The organism is Cyclobacterium qasimii M12-11B, from assembly GCF_000427295.1.
GTDB classification, from domain to species: domain Bacteria; phylum Bacteroidota; class Bacteroidia; order Cytophagales; family Cyclobacteriaceae; genus Cyclobacterium; species Cyclobacterium qasimii.
The window spans coordinates 51,197-76,237 of sequence record NZ_ATNM01000110.1 but is presented as its reverse complement, the minus strand read 5'-3'; the positions used below and the strand labels follow the sequence as shown (position 1 = coordinate 76,237).

General features: G+C 39.4%; 16 protein-coding genes and 2 pseudogenes. 2 read left to right on the top strand and 16 right to left on the bottom strand.

What is annotated here, in order from left to right:
* Positions 1-4: 4 nt before the first annotated feature.
* Together ADICYQ_RS26785 and ADICYQ_RS12790 are read left to right on the top strand one after the other, a co-directional pair.
* Positions 5-1,885: a 6-phosphogluconolactonase gene (locus ADICYQ_RS26785; protein ID WP_081652347.1), complete on the top strand. Its 1,881-nt coding sequence runs from the start codon at positions 5-7 to the stop codon at positions 1,883-1,885.
* A 248-nt stretch (positions 1,886-2,133) separates the two neighbouring features.
* Positions 2,134-2,553 (top strand): NUDIX domain-containing protein, encoded by a 420-nt coding sequence (locus tag ADICYQ_RS12790; protein WP_020888847.1) that lies wholly within the window; start codon positions 2,134-2,136, stop codon positions 2,551-2,553.
* 152 nt (positions 2,554-2,705) lie between these two features.
* Here ADICYQ_RS12790 and ADICYQ_RS12785 read toward each other — a convergent pair whose 3' ends face one another.
* From ADICYQ_RS12785 to ADICYQ_RS12710, 16 genes and pseudogenes are all read right to left on the bottom strand, one after another.
* Positions 2,706-3,068, bottom strand: a complete 363-nt coding sequence (locus tag ADICYQ_RS12785; RefSeq protein ID WP_040416090.1) for a DUF2237 family protein — start codon at positions 3,066-3,068, stop codon at positions 2,706-2,708.
* An 83-nt stretch (positions 3,069-3,151) separates the two neighbouring features.
* Positions 3,152-3,827: pseudogene (locus tag ADICYQ_RS12780) on the bottom strand (energy transducer TonB).
* Positions 3,828-3,902: 75 nt separating this feature from the next.
* A complete protein-coding gene (locus tag ADICYQ_RS12775; RefSeq protein WP_235114614.1) occupies positions 3,903-4,283 on the bottom strand; it encodes a VanZ family protein in 381 nt (126 codons plus the stop codon).
* A 6-nt stretch (positions 4,284-4,289) separates the two neighbouring features.
* Positions 4,290-4,667, bottom strand: a complete 378-nt coding sequence (gene gcvH, locus ADICYQ_RS12770) for a glycine cleavage system protein GcvH (RefSeq protein WP_020888843.1) — start codon at positions 4,665-4,667, stop codon at positions 4,290-4,292.
* 52 nt (positions 4,668-4,719) lie between these two features.
* Complete coding sequence (sov, locus tag ADICYQ_RS12765) at positions 4,720-11,802, bottom strand: T9SS outer membrane translocon Sov/SprA (RefSeq protein WP_081652352.1); 7,083 nt, start codon at positions 11,800-11,802, stop codon at positions 4,720-4,722.
* Positions 11,803-11,902: 100 nt separating this feature from the next.
* Positions 11,903-12,505: a Holliday junction branch migration protein RuvA gene (ruvA, locus tag ADICYQ_RS12760; RefSeq protein WP_020888839.1), complete on the bottom strand. Its 603-nt coding sequence runs from the start codon at positions 12,503-12,505 to the stop codon at positions 11,903-11,905.
* Complete coding sequence (locus ADICYQ_RS12755; protein WP_020888838.1) at positions 12,502-14,766, bottom strand: NADP-dependent malic enzyme; 2,265 nt, start codon at positions 14,764-14,766, stop codon at positions 12,502-12,504. The genes ruvA and ADICYQ_RS12755 overlap by 4 nt, the downstream gene beginning before the upstream one ends.
* Positions 14,767-14,802: 36 nt before the next feature.
* Positions 14,803-15,891 (bottom strand): DUF4837 family protein, encoded by a 1,089-nt coding sequence (locus tag ADICYQ_RS12750; RefSeq protein WP_020888837.1) that lies wholly within the window; start codon positions 15,889-15,891, stop codon positions 14,803-14,805.
* Between the two features lie 82 nt (positions 15,892-15,973).
* Positions 15,974-17,365, bottom strand: coding sequence for a lytic transglycosylase domain-containing protein (locus tag ADICYQ_RS12745; RefSeq protein WP_020888836.1), 1,392 nt, complete (start codon positions 17,363-17,365; stop codon positions 15,974-15,976).
* 3 nt (positions 17,366-17,368) lie between these two features.
* A pseudogene (gene gatA / locus ADICYQ_RS12740) lies at positions 17,369-18,801 on the bottom strand (Asp-tRNA(Asn)/Glu-tRNA(Gln) amidotransferase subunit GatA).
* 4 nt (positions 18,802-18,805) lie between these two features.
* On the bottom strand, positions 18,806-19,015 hold the full coding sequence (locus ADICYQ_RS12735) for a Sec-independent protein translocase subunit TatA/TatB (protein WP_020888834.1): 210 nt from the start codon (positions 19,013-19,015) through the stop codon (positions 18,806-18,808).
* A gap of 114 nt (positions 19,016-19,129) precedes the next feature.
* A complete protein-coding gene (locus ADICYQ_RS12730) occupies positions 19,130-20,332 on the bottom strand; it encodes a murein hydrolase activator EnvC family protein (RefSeq protein WP_235114613.1) in 1,203 nt (400 codons plus the stop codon).
* A gap of 52 nt (positions 20,333-20,384) precedes the next feature.
* Positions 20,385-21,128, bottom strand: coding sequence for a lipoprotein insertase outer membrane protein LolB1 (lolB1, locus tag ADICYQ_RS12725; RefSeq protein ID WP_020888832.1), 744 nt, complete (start codon positions 21,126-21,128; stop codon positions 20,385-20,387).
* The gene (locus ADICYQ_RS12720; RefSeq protein ID WP_040416084.1) at positions 21,121-22,866 is read right to left on the bottom strand and encodes a tetratricopeptide repeat protein; all 1,746 of its coding nucleotides are present in this window, start codon (positions 22,864-22,866) and stop codon (positions 21,121-21,123) included. Before ADICYQ_RS12720 ends, lolB1 begins: the two co-directional genes overlap by 8 nt.
* Positions 22,867-23,079: 213 nt before the next feature.
* Positions 23,080-23,511 (bottom strand): dUTP diphosphatase, encoded by a 432-nt coding sequence (gene dut, locus ADICYQ_RS12715; protein ID WP_020888830.1) that lies wholly within the window; start codon positions 23,509-23,511, stop codon positions 23,080-23,082.
* A 1-nt stretch (position 23,512) separates the two neighbouring features.
* Positions 23,513-25,030 (bottom strand): polysaccharide biosynthesis C-terminal domain-containing protein, encoded by a 1,518-nt coding sequence (locus ADICYQ_RS12710; RefSeq protein WP_020888829.1) that lies wholly within the window; start codon positions 25,028-25,030, stop codon positions 23,513-23,515.
* Positions 25,031-25,041: the final 11 nt, after the last annotated feature.

Sequence of the window (25,041 nt, the reverse complement as noted above, 5' to 3'; positions counted from 1 at the left end):
GATTATGAATTTACATATACACAAATCCCGGAATGAGATGGGGATCGCAGCTGCCAAAGCTGTTGAAAATAGAATTGAAGAACTTTTAAAAGAGAAAGAATTTATAAGAATAATCTTTGCTGCAGCACCTTCCCAGAGTGAGATGCTGAACTACCTTACTTCCAGTAAAAGAATCCAGTGGGACCGTATTATTGGCTTCCATATGGATGAGTATATCGGTTTGTCCAAGGATTCACCTGCGCTTTTCTCAAATTTTCTAAAAAGGCACCTCTTCGATTGCGTTCCTTTTCACCAGGTTCATTTGCTTGACGGCGAAGCAGATCCTGAAATTGAAGTGAAGAGGTATTCCAAATTGCTCAATGAAGCACCTATTGACATTGTTTGCTTAGGTATAGGTGAAAATGGTCACATTGCCTTTAATGATCCTCCAGTGGCGGATTTTAGCGATCCGTTTACTGTTAAAAAAGTAACACTAGATACTCTTTGCAGGCAACAACAGGTCAATGATGGTTGCTTTAGCCAATTTGCTGAAGTTCCTGAAACTGCCTTGACATTGACCATCCCTACTTTGACAAATGGGAGTTACCTGTATTGTGTAGTGCCTGGAGCTGCCAAAAGAGCTGCCGTATACCAATCTTTATTTGGTGAGATTTCTACCAGCTGTCCTGGTTCCATACTTCGCCAATCAGAGAATTGTGATTTGTTTCTTGACGCAGATTCAAATCCATTCCCTATCCAAAAAGAAGAGGAAGCTTCCAACATAATGGCTATTGATGCTGTGAGCAGCCAACCTGTACTTTTGAATACAAAAAGCAGTACCCGTGTGCAATTGCCAGCAGATTTTGAGGTGGATGAATATGTAGGAGAGGGTTTGGTAGACATTCAGATCAATGGGATCAAAGGAGTAGATTTTAATACGACCTTAACAAAGCCTGAAGCAATTCTGGAATGTACCAAGTATTTACTATCCAAAGGTGTTACCACCTATTACCCGACGATTGTCACCAATGGCTTTGACACCATTTTACAACTGGTAGAAACCATTAACAAGGCCTGTCAAGCTTATCCTTTAGTAAACTCCTGCGTGGCGGGGCTTCACATTGAAGGACCTTTTATTTCTTCAGAGCCCGGAGCAAAGGGTGCTCATCCTGAAGAATTTACCAGAAACCCTTCAATAGCATTTTTGGATCAGCTTCAAAAAATCTCTTTGAAGCCCATCGCTTTAATTACCCTTGCTCCCGAGTTGGAAGGCAGCGAAGAATTTATAAGGACCTGTACTAAAAGAGGTGTAAAGGTGTCTATTGGACATTCATTGGCTACCGGAGAGCATGTGCAAATGGCAAAGGACGCTGGTGCTTCGCTTGCTACGCATTTAGGTAATGGTGTCCCTTTAAATTTGCAACGCCATCCCAATATTATATGGGAACTAATGGCTCAAGAAGGAATCAATGCCAGTCTGATTGCTGATGGCTTTCATTTACCTCCCTCTTTTTTGAAGGTTGTTTTCCGTGCAAAAGGTGACGAGTGCCTGCTTGTAAGTGATGCCACTTGCTTTGCTGGCATGGCTCCAGGAGAATATGATTCGCCCATTGGTGGAAAGGTTGTTTTGGAAGAAAGTGGAAGGTTGTCTATGAAAGGTGCCAATGGACTATTGGCAGGAGCAGGCAAGGACCTGTTGGAAAACATAGACTATTTGCTTGAAAGCCAATTATTATCATTGTCTGAAGCATGGAAGAAAGCCTCAATACTTCCATTGAAATACATGGTAGGTGATAAGGTCCCGAACAAGGATTGGGTGGTATTTAAACTCAAAGACAATGTAGTAAACATTCAGAAGGTCTATAAAGATGGAGTTTTGGTCTTCGATCAAACGCTAGAAAAATAATATTTTTTACTTTCCTAATGTGTTCATATAGGGGTGGGGGTGTTACCTGGTTTATAGCTATGGTGGACTTTCCATCCCTGTTTTTTTTGCTGTAATACTCAATTATTAAGTTAGTTAAGCTCTTTGGGCTGCTAATTCGTTTGCCAATTGACGATTGTGGAAATAGATCTGGTTTTGGTTTTACTATAAAGGGTTTTGGTTGTAATGAGATTGTCTGATATTTGTAATGAATTAAAATTAAAAATGAAATGCCATATACGTATGATTACCCACGACCTGCCTTTACAGCAGATGCTGTGGTATATTGTGCTGAAGTGCACAAAATCTTATTAATTAATAGGAAAAACCCTCCTTTTGAACAAAAATGGGCGCTTCCAGGTGGTTTTATTGAGAAGAATGAACTGCCTTTAAACGGTTGCAAAAGGGAATTGGAAGAAGAAACAGGACTTTTACTTACGGGAGGTCAACTGATAGGTGTTTTCGGGGAGGAGGGAAGAGATCCTAGAGGATGGACTGTAAGTGTGGCTTTCCTTTTTGAAGTTGATAAATCTCTATTGGAGAAGACAAGGGCTGGTTCGGATAGTCAGGAGGTAGGCTGGTTTTCTATTTCCACACTTCCAGCCCTGGCATTTGACCACCTTGATATTATTAAAAGCGCTGGCTTGTAAAGCGGTTCTATATTTCAGGATTTAGTTTGAAGAATATTTCCTTCATTGCTTAAATTCCGGCCATTTTGAGAAGTAACTTAAGGAATGGTACAGGGCTTAAATCTGTTCGGTGACAGCGTGAATAATCTAGGTACTAAAGGAAATTGGTTGTCTTAATTTTTCACCGCATATTTAATTAATTCCTCAAGAGCGATGAGTTCAAGTGTTTTTTCATGCGTGGCCTCAAGAATTACTCCTGGTGCTTTTTTTTCTTGATAAGCGTGGAGCCACCTGGTAAGGCAAACGCACCATTTGTCTCCTGGTTTAAGCCCAGGGAAGTTGAATTCTGGTCTTGGGGTAGATAAATCATTGCCTGTTGCAAGGCTAAAACTCAAAAAGTCTTCAGTCATCACGGCACACACTGTATGTGTTGCAGAATCAAGCGCGTCCGTATTGCAATAGCCATCTCTATAGAAACCTGTTCTGGGAGAAAGGCAACAGGGGATAAGGGCTTCACCAAATACATTATTTGCCATATTAGTAGGGGGATTAAATTAAAAAAGTGCCATGAAATTTTCATGGCACTTTATATCTATTTATCTAGATTTTAAAAAAGCGATTAGCTTAATTTAAATCTGATAGGCAATCTCATTTTTACTCTAACTGGTCGACCTCTTTGTCTTCCTGGTTCCCATGCTGGAGCATTTTTTCACAACTCTTACGGCTTCTTCATCACATCCTCCGCCAACACCTCTAAGGATGCCAACATCTTGAATAGATCCATCCGTATTTACTACGAACACTACGTAAACAGTTCCTTCAATTCCCATTCTTCTTGCTTGGGTTGGGTATTTAAGGTTTTTAGATAGATACTTGTTCCATCCTTCCATTCCACCCGGAGGGGTTGGCATGTTTTCCACAACATCAAAGATCTCATCTGCTTTTTCAACAACTGGAGCTTCTTCGATTACCACTTCCTTGATTACTGTTTCTTCCTGAACATCTACGTCGAAGTTTACTTCAATTTTTTCTTCGATTTCAACTTCATCAGGAATCTCTTTAATCTCCGGCTGCTCTACTGGTGGCGGCGGTGGAGGTGGTTGTTCCGTAATCGGAATGTCTAATAATTCCTCAAAGTCATCATCGATCGATCCAAGGTCTTTAAGTAAACCATCGTCAAATGATTTATACTCAAAGGCAAAGAGGACCAGACCAACACTGACCATTAAACCAAGATTTAGGAACATTCCCGTCTTTTTGGTTAAGTCAGCTTTTGGTGTTTTTTTGGCTTCCATGGTTATAACTCTTTTTTAATTTTTGTTGATTCAGTTTAATAATTCCAATTAACAATCATAACAAATAATTTTTATTTATACAAGGACGCTACCCCTCTTATTCAAATAAATAAAAATACCTGTACCTATAATAACGCCTACAATATTCGTGATAATATCAAAATAGTCAAATGACCTTCCTGGTACCAGTCTTTGTAAATACTCTGTCAATATAGCAATAAAAATCCACAAAACTAAATAATTAGTGAATAACTTTATGCTATTTTTATACTTTATATCTACTTTTTCACGGATTACCCTGCTCCATAATATCGCCATACCCGCAAACATCCCAAAATGAATCACTTTATCTGATCCATAGAATTTAGGTATGTTGGGCACATTGCTAGCTGGGCTAAATAGAGCATAAGCCATGCCAAATGACCAGAGAATAGCAAGAATGACTTTTACTCTCAAAATGAATTACTGCCCGATGAGGTTTTTGTATTCTTCTTGAGTCAGTAGATCGGTATCAATATTCTGATCCCATTTCACCTTTATCATCCATCCCTCTCCATAAGGGTCTTCATTCACCAATTCAGGGGAGTCTTCCAGAAGACTGTTCAGCTCCAGAATCTCGCCATTGACTGGCATGAACAAATCTGAAACAGTTTTCACTGCTTCTACGGTTCCGAAGACCTCTCCGGAATCCAGGGAATCACCTACTGTTTCTACTTCTACAAAAACGATGTCCCCCAATTCTTTTTGGGCAAAATCAGTTATTCCTATAGTAACAGTTTCACCGTCTATTTTGACCCATTCGTGGTCTTTGGTGTATTTTAAATCTTCTGGGAATTTCATGCTAAATATTTTTACTGTTCAAAAATACGATGTTTCTAGATAGTACAAAAAATTATTGACTTAAATTAAATGTTAATTGTCCACCAAATGAGGTGGAACTAGTTCTGTAGGCGGTAGAAACCTTTGGATCATTAATGGTTCTGTCAAAATAGAATTGAATATTAAGTTTCTGATTGACCACATATCCTACACTAGGTCTTATTTGAACGTTAAGATTACCGTTCGTAAGTGTATTCTCTCCTTCTATTTTTCTTTGGATCGTGTTGGTGTCTACAATTCTGGTAGATACCCGGATCGTAAGGTCATTACTGAGGACTTCCTGCCTTCCCTGAATTTTGAATGGAACTTTTACGCCTGCTTTGGTATATCCAAGGTCAAATCTAAAATCCTGACTGCTTTGTTCGGTAACTTGTGCATTGGAAAAGTTCAATCCGATATTTCTCTCGGTATTGTATTCAAAACTAATATTCATTCGGTCTTTGGTAAGCAAGTCAACACCAATTAATGGCGCAAACCTTTCAGATATCACTACATCGCTAAGTATCATGATAGGGATATAGGCGCCAAATTCATCTGTCATACTTGCCATAGGAAGCTGCTGTAATGTATTGTACAACTCCAGACCTTCTTGATAAATTAGGGCATTAGAAAAATTGCTTACTTCATAAGATGAAGTATAGTTATGAGTCAAATTTATTGATGAAAAGTACTCATTCAATGCTGGTAACCTTGCCAATCCCCTGTATTCGACTCTCCAATTTGGCAAAGGCAATTTTGGGAATGGATTCAAAGCAATGTCAGAGGCTGCCTGACCTGAGTAGGCTGCTAAAAATGCTGGAATTAATACATCTTGTCCATTTGCATTATAGCTTCCTCCGGGGTTTTCAATTTCAAGCCGAGATTGAATGACCGCTCTGTAACTTTCAAACGCTGTAAATAATGGAGAGTTATTTTGTGCATCCTGTTTGCTAAAAGCTGTTTTAATTACATTATAGGAAATACTATAACTTCCTAGCCTGTTAGGGTTAATGGATGCGAAGTCGTCTTCACCAGGCCCATTTCTCCTAAATATTTCGCTGTAGTTACCATTTTCTCGCTTTCTAAAATCAAGTGTGATTTTAAAGTCTTTAATGGGTTCTATCAAAGTGCTCAGCTGAAGGTTCCTGGATTCATTTTGACTAAATGCCTGCGTTAGTGAGGAACTGGAAGCCAAGGCACCCCTATTGGCCATATTGTACCTAATGCTACTATTCTGTTCACCGAAAAGAAAACCTAAGCCAGGATTGATGAAACTACGATCCATTCCAAATAGTCCTGTGTTGGGCATGTAGCCAGGGAGGTAAGTGCCCTGGGTTATTTGGTAGCTGAAGTTCACATCCTTTAACATCATCATGAACCTCAAGATATTTGATCCAAATCCTTCTGTTGAAAGCACTTTTTCCTTTTCTCCATCTTCAGGTTCATTTGCATTTGGAGTAGGTCTACCTGGAATGGTAGGTCTTTTTGGTGAATTTAGCGCATTGAGCCGTTTGTTCTTATTGTACAATTGTACCAAATCTAGTTTTCCTGATAAAGACCTGTTTCTAGAATTCTGAATTACATTGCCCAGCGTATCTCTTTGACCAAGGGCTCCTGTGATCCAGCTGTAGGTAGCTTCATACCGTACGTCAGCACTTATCCAATCGGTAAGTGGAAACTTGTCTAGAGGTACTTTATAATTGACGACAGCCTGCTGGCTGTAATTGGTCGTCCTTCCTAGTCTTTTAATATTGTTTCTCAAAGAATCTAATTTTGCCTCCGTGTCCAGGTCACCTTCGGGTTCGTCTACTACAGCATTAACACTTGAGCTGAGATCAAAGGATAGATTTTCGGTCAAGTCCCAATTGAGGCTATAAAATCGATTCAGGTAGAAACTTTTTTGAAAAAGTGGGTCAACGCCAGCGGTAGTCAATAGATCATTTCTATTTTGGGTTCGCATAAAGCGCCTGTCCACATCCAGTCTTGCCGAAATGAGACTTGGTGCAAAATTTAAATTGAAGTCTTTAAACAATTGCAAATAACGGCTATTAAATATCCCCCATCCTTTGAAGGGAGTGACTATAAGCGGGTCAGGTTGGAAATTATAAGCAATGCTTCCACGTGTAGTCTCGTAATTATAACTCTCCAGCTGAATATTACTCTGAGTAATGGAGCCATAAGCATAGGAAAATGAGAAGTTCTCTAATGCGTAGATGCGGTTGGTCTCTTTCTCCGGGTTTTTCAACTTTCTTACATTGTTCAGACTGAAATTCCTGCTTTTGGATTGATCCATCACCAGGTTCTGGTATTCTTCTTTTTCAGTATCTGTCCTAAATTTCTGAAGTGCTATTTCGAAGGGCACATCTGGATTGAGTGGGTCAAACTCTGGTTTGGTAGAAGAGTTCTCAACACTTGCATACAGCGGTATACTTACGCCGAGTCCTTTTGGTAACAGTTTATCGACATTGACATTGGCCGAAACGTCATATTGAGTGGTCGATTCTCTTGCTCTTTCAGAAAGGCGGGTTTCTAAGCCTCCAAAGCCAAAGGTATTGTGTCGGATAGAAGATGATATAGTAGCTACATCAGCAATTTGAGCATTTAGACGCGCATTGGCTGCCCATCCTGAAGACTTATTGAAGTCTGTAGCCCTTAATTCATTGGCCCAAAGACAAATAGATTTACTAGCGCCACCGATTCCAGGGTTTCTAACGCCTATCATCATTCCTTGAATATAACTTAATTCAGGCCTACCAACAACGGTGATCTTGTATTGTCTCACCATGACAGAGTAGGGGAGGTTTTGAGGTTGCTGGTTATTGTCTCTTTCTGCTTTTACTCCTACTATTTCATCAAACGCAACGTCTATTTCATTTTCTGAAGGCCAGATCTGGCTGGGGTCCCTTGTTCCGGTTGGGGTGATGTTTAGGGGCACCTCTATTTCATAATAATTGTCGGTGTAATCTGTACCCATTCTTAAAAAAGCCGATAATTCGCCGTCTTGTGCATCCTGGCTATCGGCATGTAAAAACATTTTTAAGCGACCATATTGTACGAGGTCTTGATTTACATTTTTAAAGACAGCTCTTGAATCTCTACTTTGAAGGTTGTCGACACACAAGCGAAGTGATTGTTCGTTTAGTTGTCTTTCTACGGTTGAGGTATTGTCTCTGTCTCTATTGATGCCTGGAGGTAATACATAAGGACTTTGATTTTCGCTGCCTTGTCCATTTTCTTCAATATTGACCACACCTACCGTTAGATTGGAATTGTCTGGTTCGGGTATCTCAGAAAAGCCTTTTTCAAACAATGATTCCTGAAAAGTCCTCCATTGACTGCCTACCAACCTAAACTGAGCCATTCTTAGCACCACTGGTTGCTGGAAATCTGTCAAGTAGGTTCTAATGAATCGAATGGATTTATACCCAGAAATATTGCCATAAGTAGCACTTGGTTGACGGATAGGTATACGGAAAAGATACCAATCGACCTCTTCGCCATTTTCTATAGAGGATACCTTGTCTACAATATTGTTTTCACCAACCTCTAAACCAGTTGGCCGTAAGTCTATTTCATATTCGTAATAACTCTCCACCTCGTTGATGGTATTGTCATTGTTGAGGTCTTCGTTGTCAGGGATGTTGGAGCCAGATGGGGTATAAGGCAAATTACTATTGGCCGTAATAGGTGTATTTCCCTCAAGCCCATTGAAATGTTTGTATCGTTCTAATATTTTTATGTCGTTGTTGTCAAACTCAGGATCAAGGTAATATTGGAAATTATCAGCGGCTGGATCTGCTTGTATTTTCTGTAATGCTTGTGAATTTACATTGAGCCTATTTATATACCTGGCACCATAAAATTCAACCTCTTCTTCACTACTTAGACCATTTAGTCCTACATCCTGGTTTTCTCTTGCCTCCGGGGAGTTGTCAAATGCGGGAGTCAAAAATTGTTGACTGGTTATTTTTCCCCATTCGTTGGTTGAGGTGCTCGTTTCGGATCCATCTGCCGGAAGTCCGTTTTCAAAAGCATGTCTGCCGTCTACAATCACATCTTCAGATACCTCGCCTAAATTGAAAACCAATTTACCGCCTGTGGTATTGTTTTCATTGAAAACACCATCCAGAACCCTGCCGTTTTCTCCTGTAATGAAGGGGTCCATCATCCAGAATTCTATGTATTCAATGTTCGTCCTGTCAAAATCCACTTCGGAAGTAATGGCCCTGGTGATTCCGCCATAGTTTTCTCTGGGATTGGTCAGTAAGCCGTCACTATTGAGGCTTGTATTGAAATTATACATGCCTCTTTCATGTGGGAAATAAGCCAAATCAAAAAGAGGTTCATTTGTAATCATATAGTCTCGGTACCTTCCTTGGAAAATTTCCTGGGGGAGTACCCTTCTTACATAATGGTTTCTTCTGTCCTCAGTGGAAATGTTAGAGGGAACACCCGTTCCTGAAGACCTGTAAAAGACATTGTCCACTGTATACCAGGATAAACGAGCTCTTCTATAAGCGCTTCCTAATCTGTCTTCTGTTAGCTGGCTGAGATCAAATTTATTTTCCGAGGTGGCAGGAGTGGAAGAAATCTTCCAGTTTTGAGTACTTGAACCGAGGTTAAAAGGAATGATAGCTGTTTCAAAATCATCAATATAAGAAGCCCCTTCTCCATCTACTTGGTTGGAAGTTCCAGGGATCAGGTGAGCAAATTCACCACTAAACTGAATCAAAGACTTTTCTTTGGTTTCAGTAAATGGCAGCGCATCGGCCAGCTTGGTTAGGAACAGGGATTCATCGTTATAATTGACATCGAGGCCCCAAAGGCTATTTCTTAAGGTTTCATTCCCTGTGGCAATTCTTGAAATATTTGGCCGTTCATTTAGGTATAAGAAGGTACCACCAATATTGAAATTCTCATTGACCATATAATCCAGTCGGGTTCCCAACAAGCTTCTTGTCTGAAAGGAAACTAAATCAGCTTTTTCAAAACTAACACTAATTGTTTTACCAGACTGAAGGATGCCCTCATTGATGATTACGACCCTGCCTATATTGTAATCCACTGTATAATCTACCCCTTCTGTAAGTGGGATGTTTCCTGCTGTTATGATTACAGAGCCCTCGCTAATATTCAGGCCAGGAAGCATGATCTCTGAAGCCGAACCAGAGCTAAAACTACCTTTTAGGTAGTATTTGTTAAGTAGAGTGACTAATTCTGCATCAGCCTGAGTAGTCCTGTACAAAGTGTCGTAAACGTATTTGTCTCTAAGGTTAACTTCTGCAGGTGAAAAATACTCTTCAAGGGTGTTACCAAAAGGCTCAACTACGGGAAATATGACTAGTCCCAATTCTGGTTTGATCGTTAACCCATTGACAAAGTCAAAATTACCATCAGGTTGAGGGTCATTTTGAGGGTTTAAGTTGTCTAAATTCAGTAGCCTGATTAAAGGAATGTCCTTTACATTGGCACCTTCCAAAAGACTGGGATTATCCAATCCTGTACGGTCGTCTCTATAAATGATTTGCAATTGAAAACCTTCTTGTTCAATCTGATTGGCATTTAGGTTGTAGATGTTTTTCATCATAAGATCCCAGGTGGGGATCGTGGTATTGATTCTTGCCGGACGAAGCATTTTCAAAAAGATGACATTTTCCTCAGACAAATTTTGGTAATCTTCAGATAGCTCTCCAACTTTGAAACTTTGTCCATTATAGGTGTATTCGTAGGAGACGGCGATTACTTCATCATTTTGAAGTTTTCTGGAAAGACTAAAATAGCCCAATTGGCGGTCAAAGGTATATTCATTCTCTGCTAGTTTTCTAGCACCGTTTATTTGCTCAAATTCCACTCCTCTTTCAATCCCCAGATCGTTGCTTATAGTTGTAGCAGCAGTTTCAAAATTCCTGAACGATGGATTACTTTTTAGATTGCTAAATAGTTCGTTTGCCGTATTGGTAGCTGGAGCTTGTGGATTACCTGTTCCGATATTGGGATTATTGGGGTTGTATATGGTTTGCCCTTCTCCCAAATCCATGAATGCAGCAAAATTCCGAAGTGTTTCGGTATTATTGGCTCTGTTCATGATGTATACTTCCAATCGGGTAATTTGTACACCAGACAGCACCTGAGGTAAACCTCTCAACCAGTTTTCGTAATTATTTCTAAAGAAATGACCAAGAAAAAAGTGCCTGTTTTCATCATAAGCAGAAGCCCTTATTTCAAACGGCCTACCTTGATTTCCCCCTTCAATGATGATTTCATCTCTTCTACCGCGTTGGGTAGATGCGACAGTGGTCATAAAGAGTTTGCCAAATTGCATTTGTGTTTTTACTCCAAATAGGTTTTGAGCCCCTTGGATCAAGCTGTTTTGAATAGGCATGCTTACATTGCCTATTTCTATGGATTTCAGAATGTCTTCCTCAAAACCAGCATACTCTACTTTTAGCTGGTTTTCAAAGTCAAAAGAGTTATTGCTGTCAAAATTTGCTCCGATGCGTACTTTTTGGCCCAGCATTCCATTGACACTCATTTGGATTTGCTGATTGAAATTGAAATTCCCTGTCTTTTGTTGGCGTATAGGTATGGATGGATTGTCGATTCTCCTGAAAATCCCCCCAAAATCCAGATTGACATTACCAGTTGGTACGATTGTGATCTCACTACCACCAAATAGGCGATCGAAAGTTGGACTCATGGTAATCGGAGGAATAAGGCCTCTGCCGCCAACCGCACTTTCTCCATCTAATCCTCTGGAACGATCTCTCCAGTATTGTTGTCTAATCCGGTATTCCTGCATTCGCGAATAATCGTCAAAATCCAAGGAATACCCTGGGTCTAAAGATGTCGAATCCAAATTTGGATAGATTTGAAAATTAACGGCGGTATCCACTTCCACTTCTACCCGTTGATTTTTTTCGGGTGTTAAAAGAAATGGTGAATTTCTTCTCAAAAAAGGATTTTGATAGGGGTAAAGTGGCTTTGTATTTAGGTTGTCCCATAATAAAAAGGAGGGTAGAGACCTTCTTTTGTTCAAAGTGTCCATCAGACTTGGTAAGGTGTCAGATGGGGTAGTCACGGGCAATTGTTGGGCATATGTACCCGATAAAGACATCATGAACACTAAAAAAAACACTCCTGAATGGGAAATGTAATCGTGTTGAAATGACTTTTTTCTCCAAAAAATATTTGAGAAGGTAAAGGCCAACGTTGTTAAATTATGATGATGACTTTAAAGATGCTTTAATTAATGTTTCTAAGGAAACATCGGGGCCACTTTTTTTCAAAACTGTCATGATATTTTTTTCAGCCTGAGCTTTAGTGAAGCCTAACGTAATCAAAGCTTGTAACGCCTCTTGTTTTAATTTATTGCTGTTTTGTACAAAGCCATGACCGACTCCCTCAGGGGTAGAAATTCCTGACTTTATTATTTTATCTTTAAGTTCTAACACAATTCTTTGTGCTGTTTTAGCACCAATTCCCTTTACCCGCTGTATAGTAGGATGGTCGCCTTCACTTATGGCTTGCTCAAGCTCAGGTACGGACATGCTGGACAGGATCATTAATCCTGTATTTGCCCCTACACCTGAAATTGAAATCAGGTCTAAAAATGCTTTTTTTTCTGAAGCTTCAATAAAGCCATATAAGGTATGGGCATCTTCCTTGATATGGAGATAAGTGTGAAGCATTACTTCTTCCTTTTCGGCTATTTTCCCGTAAGTGTTTAATGATATTTTAACTTCATATCCAATTCCGTGTATGTCTATTATGACATGGGTGGGATCTTTAAACGCTAATTTTCCTTTCAGGTAAGTAATCATTCAGTTTCTATGGTTTGAGCATCCACTACCGCAATGGCTATCATATTGACTATTTCTCGTATTGAGCTACCCAATTGTAAAATGTGAACAGATTTATTCATGCCCAAAAGTATAGGGCCAATGGCTTCAGCATTACCGATTTCAGCCACCAATTTATAGGCAATATTTCCGGAGGCAAGATCAGGGAAAATCAGGGTGTTGGCCTTATTGTTAATTAAGGCACTAAAAGGGTAATTTTCCTTTTGAATGCTCTCATCTAAAGCCACATTGGCTTGCATTTCTCCTTCGATTACTAAATCAGGATATTGCGCTTTGGCTTTTGTGGTGGCCAATGCTGTTTTTAAAGGTACCTGTCCTTTGGCTGATCCAAAGTTGGAGTAAGACAAAATTGCAATTTTTGGTTCTATATCAAAAAAGCGTACCCCATTGGCCGTTAATCCGATTATCTCTACCAGTTCGTCGGCACTTGGATTTTCGTTTACTGTGGTATCTGCAAAAAAGAGTGGCCCCCTGTCAGAATTCATGATATACATCCCAGCTACCTTGTCTACACCTTTTTTAACGCCAATAATTTGAAGTGAGGGGAGGATGGTTCTTGGGTAATCTTTTGTCAATCCTGAAATTAGTGCATCACCTTCACCTACTTCTACCATCATTGCACCAAAATAATTACGGTCTTTCATGAGTTTTTTAGCCTCATACAAGGTTAAGCCTTTGCGCTTCCTTTTGTCATATAGCAATTGACCGTAATGCCTTAATTTGATTTTTTCTTCGTTGGGATCAATTACAATTATGTCCTCCAAATCAAGTGAATTGGCTTGGATAAGTTTTTTGATTTTGCCCTTATTGCCAAGTAATATTGGGATGCCAATTTTTTCATCCCGCATTATTTGAGCAGCTTTTAAAATTTTAGGGTTATCTGCTTCTGCAAATACCACTCGTTTAGGATCTTTTTTGGCTCTGGCTACTACGCGTGACATTAAGCGTTGGTCTATGCCGATTCTTTCCTGAAGGTCTAATTCATAGGCTTGCCAATCTTTGATATGGCTTTTGGCTACACCTGATTCCATGGCCGCTTTGGCCACAGCAGGAGCAATTGTAGTAATTAGCCTTGGGTCCAAAGGTTTGGGAATAAGGTATGTTTTTCCAAAAGCTAATTTTGCTTCCCCATAAGCTTTGTTAACAATGTCTGGGACTGGCTCTTTAGCGAGGTTAGCGATTGCCAAAGCAGCTGCTAATTTCATCTCTTCATTGATCCCCGTGGCCCTAACATCCAAAGCACCTCTGAATATATAAGGAAAGCCTATCACATTGTTCACCTGGTTGGGGTAATCTGAACGACCGGTGGCCATAATGATGTCCTTTCTGGCGGCCATTGCCTCCTCGTAGCTGATTTCTGGTGTTGGATTGGCGAGGGCAAAAACTATGGGGTTTTTAGCCATAGCTCTTATCTGGTCCTGATTAATGATGTTTCCAGCAGAAAGTCCTAAAAACACGTCAGCTCCCTGCATGGCTTCAGTGATGGTATAGAGGTCCCTATCTGTGGCAAACATGCCATGAATATCTGTAAGGTTTTCCCTGTCTTTTCTTATGACACCGTCAATGTCACACATGACAACGTTTTCCAACTTAACGCCAAGTTTTATATAGAACCTTGCGCAGGAAATGGCTGCCGCACCTGCACCACTTACAACTAATTTTATTTTTTCTATTTTTTTCTGGATCATTTCCAGCGCATTCAGTAGCGCAGCGCCAGAAATTATGGCTGTACCATGTTGATCATCGTGCATTACTGGAATCTTCATTAATTCCTTCAGCCTTTTTTCAATGATAAAACATTCAGGTGCTTTGATGTCCTCCAGGTTGATGCCTCCAAATGTAGGCTCTAAAGAACGAATGGTTTCAATTAGCTTTTCAGGGTCATTCTCGTCTATTTCTAGGTCAAAAACATCTATTCCAGCGAATTTCTTAAACAAAACCCCTTTGCCTTCCATGACTGGCTTTGAAGCTGCTGGTCCTATATTTCCTAACCCTAAAACGGCTGTTCCATTTGAAATTACAGCTACTAAGTTGCCCTTAGCGGTGTATTTATAGACGTCTTCAGGGTTGTTTTGTATCGCAGTACACGGTTCTGCAACCCCAGGAGAATAAGCCAAGGCCAAGTCTAGTTGGCTGGAAAGAGGTTTTGTGGGTACTACCTCTATTTTCCCAGGTCTCTTAAATTCATGATAATTTAATGCATCCTCTTTTCTTATCTTCATTGCGTAAGGGAAAATAATTATCTGTTTTTATGAAATTTATTCTTTTGCCAAATTGAACTTGGTAGCTTGAAGAATGGTCTCAATCTCTCTTAAAGAAGCTCTATGTGCCTCATTCGGGTAATAGACGAATCCTTCCATATAGAAAATCATTCCTTTTTCTTCATCTACCACAGTATAGGATAAAAATGAGCCACCCATTGACAAGTTGTTTGTTTTCCAGGATCCACGCATTTCTGTGGAATACTGTCCATCAATTCTAATGTTTCTGAAAATTGGAGGTTGCTGTTTTTCAGTGACCACAAAGGATTCAGGTTGTTCAGGATCTCCAAAAATTGTGTTTCTGGTAATTTCGTCCCTCAACTTAATAATGTTTTCTGGAAAAACCTGAGATTCGTCTTCATAAGCAGTCTGATAAAAGAACACACTTATATCTGGTTTGTCTATTCTAGGGGTAGGTTGCCTACACCAAATAAAGTTCTCCTCCTCTTTTACGAATTGATAGGATGCGGGGAGACTGAGCTCAACACCGAATTTACCCTTCGCCATCTCAGAGACTTCGCCATTTTTACGACTAAAAAGTGCAGCACTTAAAATCTCTTTTTCTTTATTGGAAAAGAGGTTTTGTAATGCTTGTTTGTTGGCTTCAATATTTTTGATAAGCTCTGGCTCATTTTCACCAAATAAATACAGGACTTCCTGACCAACGGCAAACTCATTTTGATTTCTGAGCATAAATATGGAAGAATCAGCCTTGCTTTTTTCGATGGACTCAGGCGTAAATTGATTGGCGATAGTTCTACTTCCACCACTTCTATCATCAAACGTGGTGACAAATATAATGTTAGAAGCCATCTTCAATATTCTTGTCATTTTTCTAGGGTCCACCTTTCTCATGTAAAACATGGACTCCTCACGAATGATGCCTTCGATATTGGATTCGAAAACATTTTTAAGGGCATCTCCAACAGGACCAGCATATTTTGTTGAATCAATTACTAGTATGATTTCTCCTAGAGTACCCCTTGCTTTAGGCTTGTTGCTATCTGAATTTGCTCCAGTATTGCTTTCACAACCGGCAAAAATCAGAGCTGAAAATAAGGCTATAATGCAAAATCTTAAACTCATAATGGTTCGTTTATTTTTGTTCAAGCCTAATTTAGGGATATTTATGACAACTTAAAAAACAATTAACAAATTAGTTTGAAAACTATCCTATGATTAATTTTTGACCTGGTTTTATTTGATTATTGTTCAGGTTATTTAGTTTTTTAAGCTGATCAATAGTCACACCTTCCAGTTTTTTTGAAATTAACCAAAGCGAGTCCCCGGGTTGGACTGTGTACAATTTGCCTCCGTTGTTGTTCGTAGAGATGGTTTGTGTTGAAGCGAGATTTTTCTCGAAGTTGTCTTTGTCTTGGTGGATATGAAGTACCTGACCTATTTTGATTGTATTAGAATACAAACCATTCCAGGATTTGAGTTGATTTACTGAAACGCCATACCTTGCGGCTATTTTGCCCAGTACATCACCACTTCTAACTCTGTAAGTAGCACTATGAAGTGGTTTTACTGGTTCTCTTTCGGGCAATTCAGCTAGGAACCTCTCCGTTTCGATTTTTAATGAATCTTTAATCCAGCCTTGATTGTCGGTGATGAATTTGTGTCCTGCCTTGGGTACATTAATACTTAACGCTTTGCCAAAATTAGGAACTTTACTCTTTAACAAAGAAGGGTTCAAATATTCAAGGTCCTCAATGCAAAGCCCTGTATGTTTGGCCAGGTTTTCCAGGGTATATCCATTTCCCATATCTACCTTCTCATAGGCGACAGGGTAGGAGGGTTCTTCCAATATTAGATTGTGCTCCTCAGCATATCTCAATACATACATGATGGCTTGAAATTGCGGTATATAGCTTCGTGTTTCACGAGGCAAAAACCTGTAAATTTCCCAAAATGTTCTTTTTCCTCCGGAGCGACGAATGGCCTTGTTCACATTTCCAGGACCACAATTATAAGCAGCAAGTGCTAACTCCCAATTGTCGTACCTTCTGTTAAGTGCTTTAAGATAGCGAATGGCTGCTTCAGTAGAAAGTTCTGGATCAAGCCTGTCGTCCACATGACTGTTGTAATACAGTTTAAACTCTTTCCCTGTTGCAGGCATAAATTGCCAAAGTCCCATTGCTCCTACACGAGATTTGGCCTTAGGATTCAGGCCAGATTCAATTATGGAAAGGTACTTGATGTCTTCAGGCATATTGTGCGCCGAAAGATAAGTATCAAACATAGGGAAGTACATGTCCTGTCTTTCAAGGACCATGCGGGTGTAATCTCTATTTCTTACCGTGAAATAATCAATGAAGGCAAAAATAGTTTCATTTAATTCAAAAGGCATATCGGTATCCATTTCTGCGATACGCTTTTCTACTTCTTCATAGGTAAAATCCGGTATATGCTCGTAGTCATAAAAAGGCATGATGGTCTCTTCTCCCATTGGATTGATTGAGACATTCATTGCATTTTCCTGAGCTATTGCCACATTCCAAATTGGAATGGACAATAGTAAAGTCACTACTAGAATATAGAATGATTTTAACCTCATATTTTATTTATTAAATGCTGCTGCTGTTAGATAATTGGCAAAAGCATATAACTCAGCTTCTTTAAAAGAATTGGCCATGATTTGAAGTCCTATAGGCAATCCATTATTGTCCTTTCCATTAGGTATAGAAATGGATGGAACACCCGAAACAGATGCCTGTACCGTAAACATATCCTCTAGATACATGGCCACTGGATCATTAGAATGTTCTCCAAATTTAAACGCCGTACTTGGGGTTGTTGGAAGAACAATATAATCATACTTGGTCAATAAGTCTTCCGTAAAATCCTTTATTAGCCGTCTTACCTTTTGGGCTTTTGTGAAATAAGCATCATAATAACTGGCGCTCAAAACAAAAGTACCGAGCATTATTCTACGTTTTACTTCATCTCCAAAGCCTTCTGACCTGGTAAGCTTGTACATGCTTTCTAGATTGTGGGCATTTGGCGTTCTATAGCCATACTTGACCCCGTCAAATCTTGATAGGTTTGAACTTGCTTCAGCTGTAGTAAGGATATAGTAAGTGGGAAGTACATAGTCCAACAAAGGGAAGTTAATTTCCTCCACAACATGACCTTCTTCCTTTAACTTCTCCAAAACATTTAGCGTATTGGCTTTAATCTCAGGCTGTAGGGCTTCAGAGTAGACAGTCTCCTTCAGGTAAGCAATTTTTGCAGGTTTATCGAAATGCAAAAGTTTGCTGTAAGAGGGGACAGGCTTCCTTGAAGAAGTGCTATCAAAATCATCAGGTCCTGCCATTGTTTCTAAAACCAAGGCATTATCTGTGATATTGTTTGAGAAAACGCCTATAGTGTCAAATGACGATGCGTAGGCGATCAGTCCATATCTGGAAATCCTGGAATAAGTAGGTTTAAGACCAATTACACCAGTGAAAGCCGCTGGCTGCCTAACAGATCCACCTGTGTCTGTTCCTAAAGAAACAGTACAAAGATTTGCCTGTACGGCTACCGCAGATCCACCAGATGATCCACCAGGAACCCTGCTTTCGTCAATGGCATTAAGCACCTTCCCGTGAACAGAGTTCTCATTGGAGGATCCCATACCAAATTCATCGCAGTTAAGCCTTCCTATAATGATGGCATCCTGATCTATTAAACGCTGAACAGCAGTACCGGTGAATTGGGATTCAAAACCTTCCAGAATTTTACTGGAGGCGTTTGCTTCATGCTCATTATAGCATAAAACATCCTTGATACCTATTACCATTCCTGCTAGTTTCCCAGCCTTTCCAGAAGCTAATTTTTCGTCAATAGCTGCTGCCTGCTCTAAAGCAGATTGGCTATAAACTTCAACGAAGGCGTTTAATTGCGCCTTCGTTTCAATGTTGCTTAGGTAGTATTTGACAATCGCTTTACAATCCGTTTCCTTTTTTCTAGCGATTTTCTTATCTCATCGAATGAACGAAATTTTTCCAACGTGTTATTTTTTTGCTTTCTTGTTGTCGTCTTTTAGACCTTCTTCCAAATCGTCCTGAATCTCTTTGGTTGCGTCTTTAAATTCTCTGATACCTCTGCCTAGTCCTCTAGCCAATTCAGGTATTCTTTTTGCTCCAAAAAGAAGGATAACTACCAGTACGATGACCACTAATGATCCTCCTCCGATATTTTGTATAAAACCCAATGTATTCATGATTCGATTATTTTGATTTTGAAATTATTACAAATATATGATAGTGCTTTATTAACGCAAAGGATTTAAAGCATGTTGTATTTAATTTTTTGTAAATATATTAAAATTTAGTGATTATTTACTAGAAAGCCAAATGCTGGGGTTCATTACTTCCAGGCCTTTCCACGTTTGAAAATGAAGTTCAGAATATCCATCTTCATCTGAATATACGTGGCCAATGATTGTTTCGGATTGAACCTCTTCACCAGATTTTACATCAATGGTTTTTAGCCTGCTATACATGGTGTAAAATTCGCCATGTTTGATGATAATAGTGCCTCCCATTCCGGGTACAGTGGTGATCTTGGTTACTGTGCCTGGAAAGACGGATTTGACTGGAGCGTTATTAGTGGTTTGAATGTCTATGCCATCATTGGTTTCAGAAATTCCTTTTAAGGTGGGGTGGGGATAAGTGCCGTATTTTTTTGATATGAATCCACTCTCTACTGGCCAGGGTATATTTCCCTTATTACTAGCGAATGAGGCGGATAGTTTTTTTACCTGTGGCGTATTTGGAAGATTTTTGGTTTTTGGACCTTCAGCTTTTGGTGTTTCGGTAGCTTTTTCTGCGGCTTTGGCAAGTCTGATTTCTTCAGCAATTACATTTTTAATCAGCTTATTGAGTTCTGCCTGCTGTTTTTTTGTAGCCGCTATTTCTTTTCTTACTTCCTCTTCTTTTTGGCTTAAGGTATTGACCATTCTTTGTTGCTCCGTTTTGAGCTGATCCAATGCTTTTTTCTGTTCTTGCTCTTGGGTGAGCACAGCTATTTGTTCTTGTTTTTGTACCTCTAAAGCTTCCTGTTTTCCAGCCAACTCTATACTTACCTTTTCCATTTGTTCCACCTGTTTTTTTCGCGCATCACTGTATTGCTTCAGGTATTTTAGCCGCATATAGAACTGCTTAAAGGTAGCAGAAGAAAAAATGAAAGTGATTAGATTTACCCCTTGATTTAATTTGTATGAGGTGTATACCATTTGGGCATATTCCTCCTTGAGTAAGCTTAGTTCATCACTCAGCTTTTTTATTTGAGTGGAGGTTTCTTTTATTTCTTTGTTTACAAGTTGGAGCTCCTTGTTGATGGTTGCGATGTATTTTTCCCTTTCCTGGAGTTTTTGATTAACCGCCCTCAGCTCGCTTACAGAAACTTTTTTTTCATCAGTAGTTTTTCTCAAAACGAGATCAAATTCCCTCAGTCTTTTTTGAATGGCAGATTTTTCCTTCTCTAACTTAGCCCTGTCTGCCGTAATTTGTGCCGTCAGAACAGAAGTTGAACTCAATCCTAAAATCAAAAATAGGATCAGACATAAAACCCTAGCTCGGCTGAATTGGCTAAAAATTGTATGGGAAATTAAGTGGGTCATCCGTTAGTTCTACTTTGATCATCTCTACATTTAAGAAAAAATTGCTTTTTGGCCTTTCTGGTAAGCTCAACACCATTTTAATAATGGCCTGATAAGGGAATGGCTGCTTGGAAACATCTCGAAAGTCCATATAGGACCCTTCCAGACTCCCACTCCTGGTTTGTGAAGCGATACTCTTGAGTTGGGTTACCTTACCATGTCCGGCGTCTATGGAGGTTTCATAGGTGATGTTTTCCCGTTCCTGCTTCAAAACAAAAGTTTTCCCTACCCTGATCAGCCTGTCTCTGTAACTGAATTCGTGGGGTAAGTTAGCGAAAAGTAAATTCTGGAATAAAGAAAAGGACAAAGGTACCCCGTATTTCTTTTGAAATTCAGCGTAATCCATGTCGATTTTTTGACCGTTTATGCGGTCTCGAATCTTTATCCTATCGGTACTGATATACCCTCTCAGGGCTTCTATTCCTAGCCCAGGAGACATGTTAAACCAAATAACACTGTCTTTTTTTGCTCTTAAGTTGAGTACCCCTTTAGTGATTTTACCATCCTGTTCTTCTAAAGTTATTCTTCCTTTCGCGGACAAGTAATTAAATTCAAGATAATTAGGCTGAAACTCATCCATTGCCTTATCGGTAGTATAAGACATGGGTTTTCTTGCACAAGACCAAAGCATCACTACTCCAAGGAGGTAGGTCAATAATTTAGCTTTACTCATAGTATGTTTTATTTTTGATTTTAAGTGTCAAAAATTCTGATGTATCCTCCAAAGCCATGGCCTTTTTCCAGTAGTCCATTGCCACCTTTTTCTCCCCAATTTTGAACATGATGTCTCCATAATGCTCAAACATCACTCCACTAGGCTCTGTTTCTATTTCTAAAGCCTTTTCCATAAATGGTCTGGCTTCCTCAAATTTATTCTGTTGAAATAAAACCCAAGCATGTGTGTCTAGATAAGTCGCATTATTGGGAAACTTTTTTACCAATTTTAGCGACATGTTATATGCTTTTTCAAGGTCTTTTTTTTCTAAAGAAAGAAAGTAGGCATAATTATTCAGTATATGTTCATTATTGGCATTTTGAGCTAAAACTTCGTCGTATATCTCAAAAGCCCTATCCTTTTCTTCCAAGCCAAAAAGCACATCTCCTAATTGCGAATTTGCCATTAAAGTCAGCTGTGGATTCGTATTATTGTTGAGCTTTAAAGATTCTTCAAGCGACTTCTTAGCAGCTTCATTTTCCTTGTTTGCAGATTGAGCAGTACCCAGGTAAAACCAAAACTCAGGAGTTTCATGGAAATTCTCCGTTGCCATGGTAGCCATTTCAGCTATTTCATCAAATGGTACCTGGTTTTCAAACATCAAAGGTATCAATTGCTGAAACAATTTCTCGTTTGTTGGATCAATTTTAGCTGCACTAGTGTAAAAATCAATGGCTTCACTGTAATCTTTTAACTGCAATTTCCAGTCCCCCAGAGCGATTAGGGTATTTGGATTATTAAGATGGAAAGCTTCCATTGGTTTGGAAAGACTATCAAGTAATTGGTCTCGGGCAGAATTTTGGATTTGTGTCAATAGCGCTGAAAATGCTTCAGCCTTGACATCTCCCTCTAAATCTGGATTCGAAAAGGCCTCTTTCAGGTATTTGTTTGCTTGTTCAAATTCGCTCCTTTCCTTGTACAGTTTGTATGCCGCCATTTTTACATCTGGCTGGTTGGGATATGCAGTCAGCGTATTTAAGACCAGTTCCATAGCCTGATTGGCTTTGTTATTGTTGAAAAGTACATCTACCAAAGAGAGCACAAATCTTGAATTACCAGGGTGCGCCTCTATAAGCTTTTCACCCTCTTTTATGGCCATTTCTAAGTTGTTTTCCTTCAGGTAAATGCGTTGTTTTTGAGCTGTAAGTTGCTCTACTACACCGAAATATTCCTCAGCTTTATTTAACGCTTCCAGCGCTTTATCGAAATCTTGAAGTTTTAAATACATGGAAGCCAGGTCCAATATATATTGCCTGTTGTTCCCGTCTTTAGCCATCAGGTTTTCAAGAACTCCTGCTGCTTCCAACGTTTTGTTTTGGTTATTGTATATTTCAGCTATCTGTAAATGGTAGTATTTATTGTCAGGATCTAACTCAAGAGCTCTTTTACCGTAGCTTAATGCTTTGTCGTATTGCTTGGCGCGAACCATCATTTGTGAGAGTTTGAAATGAATGGCGCTTTCTTCTTCATCGTATTCCAGGGCCTTTATAAAATAAAAATAGGCTTTCTCATAATCTTCCAGCATGAGGTTTTTTTGTCCCTCAATAAATAGCCTGCTGGCCATTTGCTCTTTTTCTTTGGCTTTTCGTTCTTTTCTGCTCATTTTGTTTTGAGCAAAAGCATCCTCTTGGGAAGTTCCCATCAGGAGTATTAAAGTGAAAAACCAGATAAAAAAATTAATATTCAATTTATTCATGTTTATGCATGCTATAGGTTTATAGCTATTAAATTACCTAAACCTTCATTTTGACTAAAGTGTGATTTGCTACGCTATTTGTACCCAAAAGGATTGCGAACATCCGTCAGGGATAATGATTTACAGATTACTTTCAAATATACAATTAACCCTTGCTTTTGGTTCATCTGATAGCTAACGCAAATAAAAAAGTTTGTGGCTTAATTTTTTAAATTATTTACCAGTGCTTCCGTAGCCACCAGCTCCTCTTTCGGTTTCAGAAAGTGCTTCTTGGGGACTCCATTCTATCTGTTCATATCTGGCAATTACCATCTGTGCAATTCGTTCACCATCCTGAACAGTAAAGGTAGTGTCAGAATTATTCACCAACAATACTTTTATTTCTCCTCGGTAATCCGCATCTATCGTGCCAGGGCTGTTGAGTACTGTAACACCATGCTTAAATGCCAATCCACTTCTTGGCCTTATTTGAGCTTCAAAACCTTCAGGTAATGCTATATACAGGCCAGTTCCTATTAGTTTCCTCTCCAGAGGGTTTAATTGAATAGGTTCCGTTATTTCTGCGGTAAGGTCCAGTCCTGCTGATAGTTTGGTTTGGTAAGCAGGCAAAGGATGCTTTGATTTATTGATGACGTTAATTTTCATGCTACTTTTTGGTGATAGATTTGTAAAACGAAGATAGTTCCTTTTTTTCCATCAGGAAAATGAGTCCACTGTACAATAATATGATGCCAGAATGCAGCATAAAATTTACCAGCATGGATCCTGTATCCAAAAGAAATCCTGCATAACTTAATAGGAAAGCAATGAGCAGGTAGCTGATGTCTTTTTTTGTTTGATAGGGGATGGGGTAATATTTTTGCCCAATGAAATAACACAACAATACCATGACCAAGTAACTTCCCAAAGTACTCAAGGCTCCACCTATATAACCCCAAACGGGAACCAGTGTTAAAATGATTACCACTGTAACGATTGCCCCTACTAAAGTAATATAAAAACTATAACGTGTTTGGTCGGTGATTTTAAACCAAATGCTTAGGTTGTAATATATTCCTAGGAGTAAATATCCCATCAAAAGAAGTGGAACCATGGGGAGTGCGGGTGCATAACCCTCATCCTGGAAAAACAATGCGCCAATCAATTTTAAATTAACGGTTACTGCCACCATCAGCAAAGTGCAAAAGATAATGAACCAATGCATTACCCTGGCAAATAAAAGCGGGTTGTTTTTGTTTTCAGATTGTTGGAAGAAGAAAGGCTCAGCGGCATATTTAAATGCCTGAATGATTAGGCTCATTAATATAGCCAACTTGAAATTGGCACCAAATACTCCTCCAGCCTCTCTGGAAGTTAATTCAGGATAAAAGCCTTCAGGAAGCGCATATTCAAATAATCCCCTGGAAAAAACTTCATTTGTGACACCGGCCAGCCCCATAAATAATAATGGAAGTGCATAACCCCACATGGGTTTTAGTATGGTGCGCTTTAGTTGGAATTTCCATTGGCCTGCCAGTTTCCATAGGATTGGTAAAATCAGCAAGTTAGCCAGTAGGTTAGCCAATAAGATATAATCTACTCCCCAATCTGGGTTGTACCATTTGGAGACAATAGGGTTAAGGGCTTGAAGAATATCTCCTTCTACTATATGGTAGGCCACTACTATAAAGAGGATGTTGAAACCTACATTCAGAAAGATGTTTACCAACTTAAGAAGGGCAAAAGTCAAAGACCTTCCCTCGAGTCTCAGCCTGGCAAATGGAAGCGCCATCAAAGCATCAATTGTCAAAATCATGGCTGCCCATTGAAACAAATGGGCCTTGCCTTCATATTCAAATAGTACACTGAGGTCTTTTGCAAATAGAAATAATGTTGCACCTAATGATAAACCGACTATGGCAACCAATGATTGTGCATTTTGAAAGACAACCTTTGGATCCAATCCTTTTCCAGTGGAAAATCTAAAATAGGTTGTTTCCATGCCGAATGTGAAGATTACATTCAGAAATGCAATCATTGCATAAAGCATGGTGAATGAACCTAGTTCTTCCTTTGGAAGATATCCCGTGTACAACGGGACGAGCAAAAAATTGATCGATTTGCCGAGAATACTACTAATGCCGTAGATGGCAGATTGCCCGGCTAATTTTTTTAACAGGCCCATAAAAAAAGGGG